Origin of the sequence: Streptomyces sp. NPDC059900 (assembly GCF_050270335.1) — a bacterium.
Taxonomy (GTDB): domain Bacteria; phylum Actinomycetota; class Actinomycetes; order Streptomycetales; family Streptomycetaceae; genus Streptomyces.
In genome coordinates this window covers 1-6,997 of the sequence record NZ_JBNNJZ010000429.1, presented here as the reverse complement: position 1 = coordinate 6,997, position 6,997 = coordinate 1, and the positions used below count along the sequence as shown (strand labels likewise).

Here is a 6,997-nt window from a genome sequence, read left to right as displayed (position 1 = left end):
GCCGGGCCTGACCCGGTCAGGAAGGCTCAGATGCCGCTCGTCAGGACCCGGTCCGGTGTCAGGGGGAGTTCCCGCAGCCGCCGGCCGGTCGCGTGGTGCAGCGCGTTGCCGATGGCCGCGGCTGTCCCGACGATGCCGATCTCTCCGATGCCCTTGCTGCCCATGGGGTTGAGGTGCGCGTCGTCCTCGTCGATCCAGTGCGCCTCGATCGCGGGTACGTCCGCGTGCGCCGGTACGTGGTAGGCGGCGAGGTCGGCCTCCGTGAAGTCGCCGAAGGCCGCGTCCATCGTGCTGCCCTCGGTCAGCGCCATGCCCAGGCCCATCGTCATCGCGCCGATGAACTGCGAGCGCGCCGTGCGGGAGTTGAGGATGCGCCCGGCCGCGTAGACGCCGAGCAGCCGGCGCACCCGTACCTCGCCGGAGACGGTGTCGACGCCGACCTCGGCGAAGTGGGCGCCGAAGGCGTGGCGGGCGTAGTCGCTGTCCGCGTCGGCCAGGCCTTTCGTGTCGGCCGTGGCGCCGACGCCTTCCGGGGGCAGTTCCTGTCCTTGCTGTCCGGCCAGGCGCGCGGCCAGTTGCGTACAGGCCTCGTGGACGGCCCAGCCCCAGGAGGCCGTTCCCGAGGAGCCGCCCGCCAGCGAGGCGTCGGGCAGGTCGCTGCTGCCGATCTCGGTGCGGACCGACTCCAGGGGGACGCCGAGCGCGTCGGCGGCGACCTGGGCGAGCACGGTGCGCGCGCCCTGGCCGATGTCGGTGGCGTTGACGCGGACCACGAAGCTGCCGTCGGGGTAGGCGTGGGCGGCGGCCCGGGACGGCCCGACGACCACCGGGTACGTCGCCGACGCGACCCCGCTGCCCACCAGTACGGGCCCTTCGGAACGCGAACGGGGGCGCGGATCGCGCTCGGACCAGCCAAAGAGACGGGCCCCCTCGCGCAGGCACTCGGCGAGGTGGCGGCTGCTGAACGGCTTGGAGCTGTCGGGTTCCGTGCGGGTGTCGTTGCGCAGCCGCAGTTCGACGGGGTCGATGCCCAGACTCACGGCGAGTTCGTCCATCGCCGACTCCAGGGCGTACATGCCGGGCGCCTCACCGGGCGCCCGCATCCAGGAAGGGCTCGGCACGTCGAGCGGGACCACACGGTGGGTGGTGCGGGCGTGCGGCGAGGGGTACATGACGCGGGTGGCTGCGGCGGCCGTCTCGACGAACTCCTTCACGCGCGAGGTGTGCGTGGTCACCTCGTGGATCACTGAGGTCAGGGTGCCGTCCTCCCCGGCGCCCAGACGCACCCGGTGCAGGGTCGGCGCGCGGTGGCCCACCACGGCCGGCAACTGGCGCCGCGGCAGGACGAGTTTGACGGGCCGCTCGGTCACGCGGGCGGCCATGGCGGCGAGCACCACGTGCGGCCGGGGGGTGCCCTTGGAGCCGAAGCCGCCGCCGACGTGCTCGGAGACGATCGTGACCTGCTCTTTGGGCAGCGCGAAGAGGCCCGCCAGGACATCGCGGACGGTGGTGGCGCCCTGGCTGCTGTCGTGAGCGGTGAGCCTGCCGTCCTGCCAGTGGGCGGTGGCCGCGTGCGGCTCCATGGGGTGGTTGTGCAGCGGCGGCACCCGGTAGGCGACGTCGACGCGGGCGGGCGCGGCGGCGAAGGCGTCCTCCGCGTCGCCGCGCGTGTGCTCGCCCGAGGTGCCGTCCTCGTCCTCGGGCACATAGGCATCGGGGTGATCGGCCTTCAGGGTGACGTCGTGCGGTTCCTTCGCGTAGCTGACCCGGACGGCCGCGGCTCCTTCGCGTGCCGCTTCCAGTGTCTCGGCGACGACGAGCGCGACGTACCAGCCCCGGTGCGGGACGCGGGAGTCCTGGAGCACGGCGAGCGTGGCGTCGTCCGGCTTCTCCAGGCGCGGTGCGTTCTGGTGGGTGAGGACTTCGAGGACGCCGGGCACTTCCATGGCCGCGGTCGCGTCGACGGCCGTGACCGTGCCGCGCGCGATGGTGGCGGGCACCGGCCAGGCGTAGGCGCACCCCTCGGGGGTGTGCTCGGCGGCGTAGCGGGCGGCCCCTGCGACCTTCTGGGGGCCCTCCCTGCGCTCGGCGGGCGCTCCGACGGCGCTGGCGGTGTCCGGCATGGCGTACTCCCTGGAAGCGGGGGACGGGAAGGGGCGCGGGCTGTGGCCAGGAGGCTCAGGCCGGGCCGGCGAGGCGCCGCAGGACGTCGCGCCCGAGATTGCGGGCGAGCCGCACCTTGAAGGAGTTGTCCCGCAGCGGTTCGGCCGCGGCGAACTCGGCGTCCATGGCCTGCGCAAACGCCTCGTCGCTCGGCGCGCCGTCCAGCAGGGCCCGCTCGGCGTGCCGGGCACGCCAGGGCCGGTGGGCCAGGCCGCCGAACGCGATGCGCACCTGGCGTACGACGGAGTCCTCGACGTTGAGGACCACGGCCACCGAGGCGAGGGCGAAGGCGTACGAGGCGCGGTCGCGGGCCTTGCGGTAGGAGGAGGGCAGCCCTGCGGTCGAGGGCGGGAGCAGGACGCCGGTGATGAGTTCGCCGGGTTCGATCTCCGTGTCCACGTCCGGGCGGTCGCCGGGCAGGCGGTGGAACTCGGTGACGGGCAGGGTGCGCCCGCCCCGCACGCCCTGGAGCTCCACCCGGGCATCGAGCGCGGCGAGTGCGACGGCCATGTCGGAGGGGTGCGTGGCGATGCACAGCCGCGAGTGCCCGAAGATCGCGTGGTCGCGGTGGACGCCGTCGCGTGCGCCGCATCCGGTGCCGGGCTCACGCTTGTTGCAGGGCTTGCTCAGATCCTGGAAGTAGGGGCAGCGGGTGCGCTGGAGCAGATTGCCGCCGGTGGTGGCCACGTTGCGCAGCTGGCCCGATGCACCCGCGAGCAGGGCTTGGGCCAGGACGGGGTAGCGGTCGCGCACCAGCGGATGGGCGGCCAGGTCGCTGTTGCGTACCGTCGCGCCCGCGCGCACCGTTCCGTCGGGCAGCTCCTCCACCTCGTCCAGGGGCAGCCTGCTGACGTCGATGAGCCGTTCGGGGCTTTCCACGCCCAGCTTCATCAGGTCGACGAGGTTGGTGCCGCCGCCCAGATAGCGGGAGCTTGTGCGCCCGGCGTGGGCCGCGGTCGCTTCTTCGACGCTGTAGGCGCGTACGTACCGGAAGGGCTTCACCGGGTCACGTCCTCGACGGCCTCGACGATGTGCGGGTAGGCGCCGCAGCGGCAGAGGTTGCCGCTGAGCCGCTCACGGATCTCTTCCCTGGTCAGCTCCACGGGCGCGCCGGTGGCTTCGGCCGGGTCGGTCACGTGCGATGCGTTGCCTGCGGCGGCTTCGGCCAGGGCGCCGACCGTCGAGCAGATCTGGCCGGGGGTGCAGTAGCCGCACTGGAAGGCGTCGCGCTCCAGGAAGGCCCGCTGTACGGGATGCGGCTCCACCCCGTCCTCGGCGTGCAGCCCTTCGACGGTGGTGATGGCGCAGCCCTCGTGGGCGACGGCAAGCAGCAGACAGCTGTTCGCACGGCGCCCGTCGACCAGCACGGTGCAGGCCCCGCACTGGCCGTGATCGCAGCCCTTCTTGGCACCGGTGAGCCCCATCTGCTCGCGCAGGACGTCCAGCAGCGTGGAACGGTGGTCGACGGTGGGGCGGCAGGGATTGCCGTTCACCGTCAGGGGCACTTCCGAGCGGAACACATCGGTTCCCATGGCGCTCTGCTCCCTCGTCGAAGCGGGTCTGCGGTGTGACCGCGTAACCAGCCTGAGCCAGGACACCCATTCCGGCACGCCGGGCACGCGCAGCCGGCGCATCGCCGCACCTGCGCGGGCCGTACCGGGCGGATCCGGCGGACACGCGGCGCTCCGGCTGGTCCGTCCTGACCATCCGACGGCGGATCAGCCCGTGGTCCTCGCCGGATCCGAGCGAATCGGCCAGCAGCGCAGCGAGTTCGCGCACACCCTGCCGCAGCGGCCCTATCCCTACCCCTCCGACCAGGCGCTCGCAGTCCCTCACCCGCCCGGAACCGCCTGCGCGTTCTACCGCTCCAACAGCGTTGAGGGCCTGATCGAGCCCCCATCCTGAGAACGCATCGCACCCCACCGGGACCAGACCTCACGGAGGCTTTGATGCAGATCGCTTCGCTGCCGTACATCGACGAGCACGCGACGGTCATCGCGGCGGGAGCCGACGACGTCTGGCGCGCTCTGGGCGAGACACTGGAGAGGTCCTTCTCGCAGGCGGGTATGGCCCGCTACGCGAGGCTGGTGGGAGCCGTCGATCGTACGGCGTCCGGGCCGCGACCCCTTGCCGAAGGATCGACGTTGCCCGGGTTCGGCGTGGTTGCCGCGGTGCCGGGACGGGAGTTGATCCTCCAGGGGCGCCATCGTTTCTCGTCCTATGCCCTGATCTTCCGCGTCGAACGCCTCGGTCCGGGGCGCTCCCGGCTGCGCGCAGAGAGCCGAGCCGTCTTTCCCGGCCCGGCCGGCAGCGTCTACCGGGCTCTCGTCATCGGGACGGGCGGGCATGCGGTGGGGATGCGGCGCCTCCTGTCAGGGGTGCGCCGCCGGTCCGAGTAGCGCGTACTCACGGCTTGGAAAGGGTCGACGAAGTTCCACGGCGCCAGGTCACGGCCGGCTCCGTCCCGCGAGCCGGTGGTCAGTCTTCGCACCTGGGCGCGGACAGGATGCCCTCGATGCCGTGCAGGAACGTCTCGGAGATCAGCGCCGGGTCGAAGAGGCAGCCCGCTGCCATGGCTCCGTCCCGGAGCATGACGAAGTGCCGCCCCGCCGCGTCGGCGGGCGCGCAGCCGGCTTGGGACAGCAATTGCGTGACGGTCTCCAGGAACCACTGGCGGTGCGCCAGCACGGCCTGGTGGACCGGGTGCGCGGGGTCGGGATACTCGGCCACCGCGTTGAGGAAGGCGCACCCGCGGAACCCGGAGTACTGGATGCTCCCGGCGATGGACCGGCCGACGGCCCGGACCTTGTCGGCCGCGGGACCGTCCTCCGCGAGGGCGGCGGTGACCTGCGCCCGGATGCCGTGGTCGGCCTGCTGGAGGTAGGCAAGGATCAGCTCCTCCTTGCCCTTGAAGTGCCGGTAGAGGGTGGCACGGGTGACCTGCGCCTCGGCGATGATCCGGTCCACGCCGACGGAGTGGATGCCCTCGGAGTAGAAGATCCGGGTCGCCGTGTCGAGCAGGCGAGATCGAGCCTCGGACGTGCTCCCGCCTTCTGTGCGCGCGCTCATGGCGCCCACCGTATCAGCCCGATGAGGGAGAACGTTCGGTCTTGACAGTGCTGCGGCGGGCGCCCTTAGATGAGGACCAGAGCAAGAGACCGAACGTTCTCCCTCATCACCGGAAGGACCCCTCATGAACGCCACCCTCGCCACCCCCGCGCACACCACCGCAAGTGCCTCCACGGCCCTGCGCCGCCTGTATCTGGTGCGCTTCGCGTTCGCCGCCGCCTGGGCCGGCCTGCTGTTCACGTCCGCCGACACCCTGGGCGCCCTCGGCGCGACGCTGCTGGTGATCTACCCGCTGTTCGACATGGCGTGCGCCATCGTCGACGCGAGGGCCGCCCGTGCGAGCGGCGGGCCGGTGCGCGGCCTCTACGCGAACATCGCCCTCAGCGCCCTCACCACGGCGGGCCTGGCGGCGGCGGCAGCCTCCGGCATTCCCGCCGTCCTGCGGGTCTGGGGCGCCTGGGCCATCACCGCGGGCCTCGTCCAGCTGGTCGTCGGCGTCCTGCGGCGCGGCATGGGCGGCCAGTGGCCGATGATCGCCAGCGGCGCCATCTCCACCCTTGCCGGAGCCTCCTTCGTCGCGCAGGCCGGCAAGGCCGGGGCATCACTGAGCACCCTGGCCGGCTACGCCTTCCTCGGCGGAGTCTTCTTCCTCGTCTCCGCCCTCCGCCTGAACCGCACCACCGGACGCTGACCGGGCGAAGGGCCGGGTGGAGGGCCGCTCTTGAGTTCCCTGCCTTACGGCTTGCGGGCGAGGCCGCCGTGTTCGCCGATGGCTTCCGGGGTGGGGGAGTCGGGGTCCGGGCGCCAGAAGGGCACCGAGACGACTCCGGGGTCCAGGAGTTCCAGGCCCTCGAAGAACGCGGCGATCTGGTCGACGGGCCGCAGGAAGTACGGGACGGCGCCCGTTTCGTTGTAGGCGTCCTGGGCCTGTTCGTAGTCGGCGTCGGTGCCCCGGGAGCCGTCGTTGACCGAGAGATAGCTGCCGGAGGGCAGGCCCTCCATCAGGCGGGTGACGATGGCGCGCGCCTGGTCGTAGTCGGCGACGTGGCCCAGGATGTTGCTGAGGATCAGGGCGGTGGGCCGGGTGAGGTCGAGCGTCTCGGCCGCGGCCGCCAGGATGCGGTCGGGATCGGACAGATCGGCGTCGACGTACGCGGTCGCCCCCTCGGCGGTGGAGGTGAGCAGGGCGCGGGCGTGCGCGAGGACCATCGGGTCGTGGTCGACGTACACGATCCTGGTCCGGGGATCGAGCCGCTGGGCGACCTCATGGGTGTTGTCCACGGTGGGCAGGCCAGTGCCGATGTCCAGGAACTGGTCGATGCCCGCCTCGGTGACCAGGTAGGTGATGTTGCGGCGCAGGAAGGCGCGGCTGCTGCGGGCGATGGTGACGATGCCGGGGAAGACGGTGCTGTAGGCGTCGCCGGCCCCCTCGTCGACGGGGTAGTTGTCCTTCCCGCCCAGCCAGTAGTTCCAGATCCGGGCCGAGTGCGGCACCGATGTGTCGATGTTCTGCTGCGCCGCGGATCCGGGCGTCGTCGCGGGGTCGGTCATGGGTAGCGTCCGTCTTTCCACCGAGGCGTGAACTGTTTCACGCACAACTTAGGCCCCAACCATACGAATGAGTACACCAGTTCAGGTGTTCGGCGAGTTCCGCGACCTGAGGCGGGGCGCCTCCGGCCGCGATCCGGGGCGGAGCTGTCAGTTCCGCCCCTTTCGCCAGGCCAGCGCGATCCCGAGCACGCTGAGCAGGACGAGCGGGATCACC

At 72.1% G+C, this 6,997-nt stretch carries 8 protein-coding genes; 3 read left to right on the top strand and 5 right to left on the bottom strand.

What is annotated here, in order from left to right; genetic code table 11:
- Positions 1-26: 26 nt before the first annotated feature.
- Genes ACQKIP_RS35045 through ACQKIP_RS35035 form a run of 3 tightly spaced genes read right to left on the bottom strand, consistent with a single transcriptional unit; the run spans position 27 to position 3,695 of the window.
- A complete protein-coding gene (locus ACQKIP_RS35045) occupies positions 27-2,123 on the bottom strand; it encodes a xanthine dehydrogenase family protein molybdopterin-binding subunit (RefSeq protein ID WP_365855947.1) in 2,097 nt (698 codons plus the stop codon).
- 55 nt (positions 2,124-2,178) lie between these two features.
- Positions 2,179-3,165 carry an FAD binding domain-containing protein gene (locus ACQKIP_RS35040; protein ID WP_365855949.1) on the bottom strand — a complete coding sequence of 329 codons (987 nt, stop codon included), beginning with the start codon at positions 3,163-3,165 and terminating at the stop codon, positions 2,179-2,181.
- Entirely contained in the window at positions 3,162-3,695 is a 534-nt protein-coding gene (locus tag ACQKIP_RS35035) for a 2Fe-2S iron-sulfur cluster-binding protein (RefSeq protein ID WP_365855951.1), read from the bottom strand. The genes ACQKIP_RS35040 and ACQKIP_RS35035 overlap by 4 nt, the downstream gene beginning before the upstream one ends.
- Here ACQKIP_RS35035 and ACQKIP_RS35030 point away from each other — a divergent pair.
- Entirely contained in the window at positions 3,694-4,068 is a 375-nt protein-coding gene (locus ACQKIP_RS35030; RefSeq protein WP_365855953.1) for a hypothetical protein, read from the top strand. The genes ACQKIP_RS35035 and ACQKIP_RS35030 overlap by 2 nt on opposite strands.
- A gap of 44 nt (positions 4,069-4,112) precedes the next feature.
- Positions 4,113-4,562: a hypothetical protein gene (locus ACQKIP_RS35025; protein ID WP_365855955.1), complete on the top strand. Its 450-nt coding sequence runs from the start codon at positions 4,113-4,115 to the stop codon at positions 4,560-4,562.
- 79 nt (positions 4,563-4,641) lie between these two features.
- On the opposite strand, the gene ACQKIP_RS35020 is transcribed toward ACQKIP_RS35025, so the two are convergent.
- A complete protein-coding gene (locus tag ACQKIP_RS35020) occupies positions 4,642-5,232 on the bottom strand; it encodes a TetR/AcrR family transcriptional regulator (RefSeq protein ID WP_365855957.1) in 591 nt (196 codons plus the stop codon).
- Positions 5,233-5,356: 124 nt separating this feature from the next.
- Between ACQKIP_RS35020 and ACQKIP_RS35015 the strand changes: the two genes are divergently transcribed.
- A complete protein-coding gene (locus ACQKIP_RS35015) occupies positions 5,357-5,923 on the top strand; it encodes a hypothetical protein (RefSeq protein ID WP_365855958.1) in 567 nt (188 codons plus the stop codon).
- Positions 5,924-5,967: 44 nt separating this feature from the next.
- On the opposite strand, the gene ACQKIP_RS35010 is transcribed toward ACQKIP_RS35015, so the two are convergent.
- The gene (locus ACQKIP_RS35010) at positions 5,968-6,783 is read right to left on the bottom strand and encodes an SAM-dependent methyltransferase (RefSeq protein ID WP_365855959.1); all 816 of its coding nucleotides are present in this window, start codon (positions 6,781-6,783) and stop codon (positions 5,968-5,970) included.
- Positions 6,784-6,997 lie beyond the last annotated feature (214 nt).

Excerpts from the sequence above, each read along its gene's own strand:
- ACQKIP_RS35045 (WP_365855947.1), bottom strand. The coding sequence starts at position 2,123 with ATGCCGGACACCGCCAGCGCCGTCGGAGCGCCCGCCGAGCGCAGGGAG.
- ACQKIP_RS35030 (WP_365855953.1), top strand. The coding sequence starts at position 3,694 with ATGGCGCTCTGCTCCCTCGTCGAAGCGGGTCTGCGGTGTGACCGCGTA.
- ACQKIP_RS35035 (WP_365855951.1), bottom strand. The coding sequence starts at position 3,695 with ATGGGAACCGATGTGTTCCGCTCGGAAGTGCCCCTGACGGTGAACGGC.
- ACQKIP_RS35025 (WP_365855955.1), top strand. The coding sequence starts at position 4,113 with ATGCAGATCGCTTCGCTGCCGTACATCGACGAGCACGCGACGGTCATC.
- ACQKIP_RS35020 (WP_365855957.1), bottom strand. The coding sequence starts at position 5,232 with ATGAGCGCGCGCACAGAAGGCGGGAGCACGTCCGAGGCTCGATCTCGC.
- ACQKIP_RS35015 (WP_365855958.1), top strand. The coding sequence starts at position 5,357 with ATGAACGCCACCCTCGCCACCCCCGCGCACACCACCGCAAGTGCCTCC.
- ACQKIP_RS35010 (WP_365855959.1), bottom strand. The coding sequence starts at position 6,783 with ATGACCGACCCCGCGACGACGCCCGGATCCGCGGCGCAGCAGAACATC.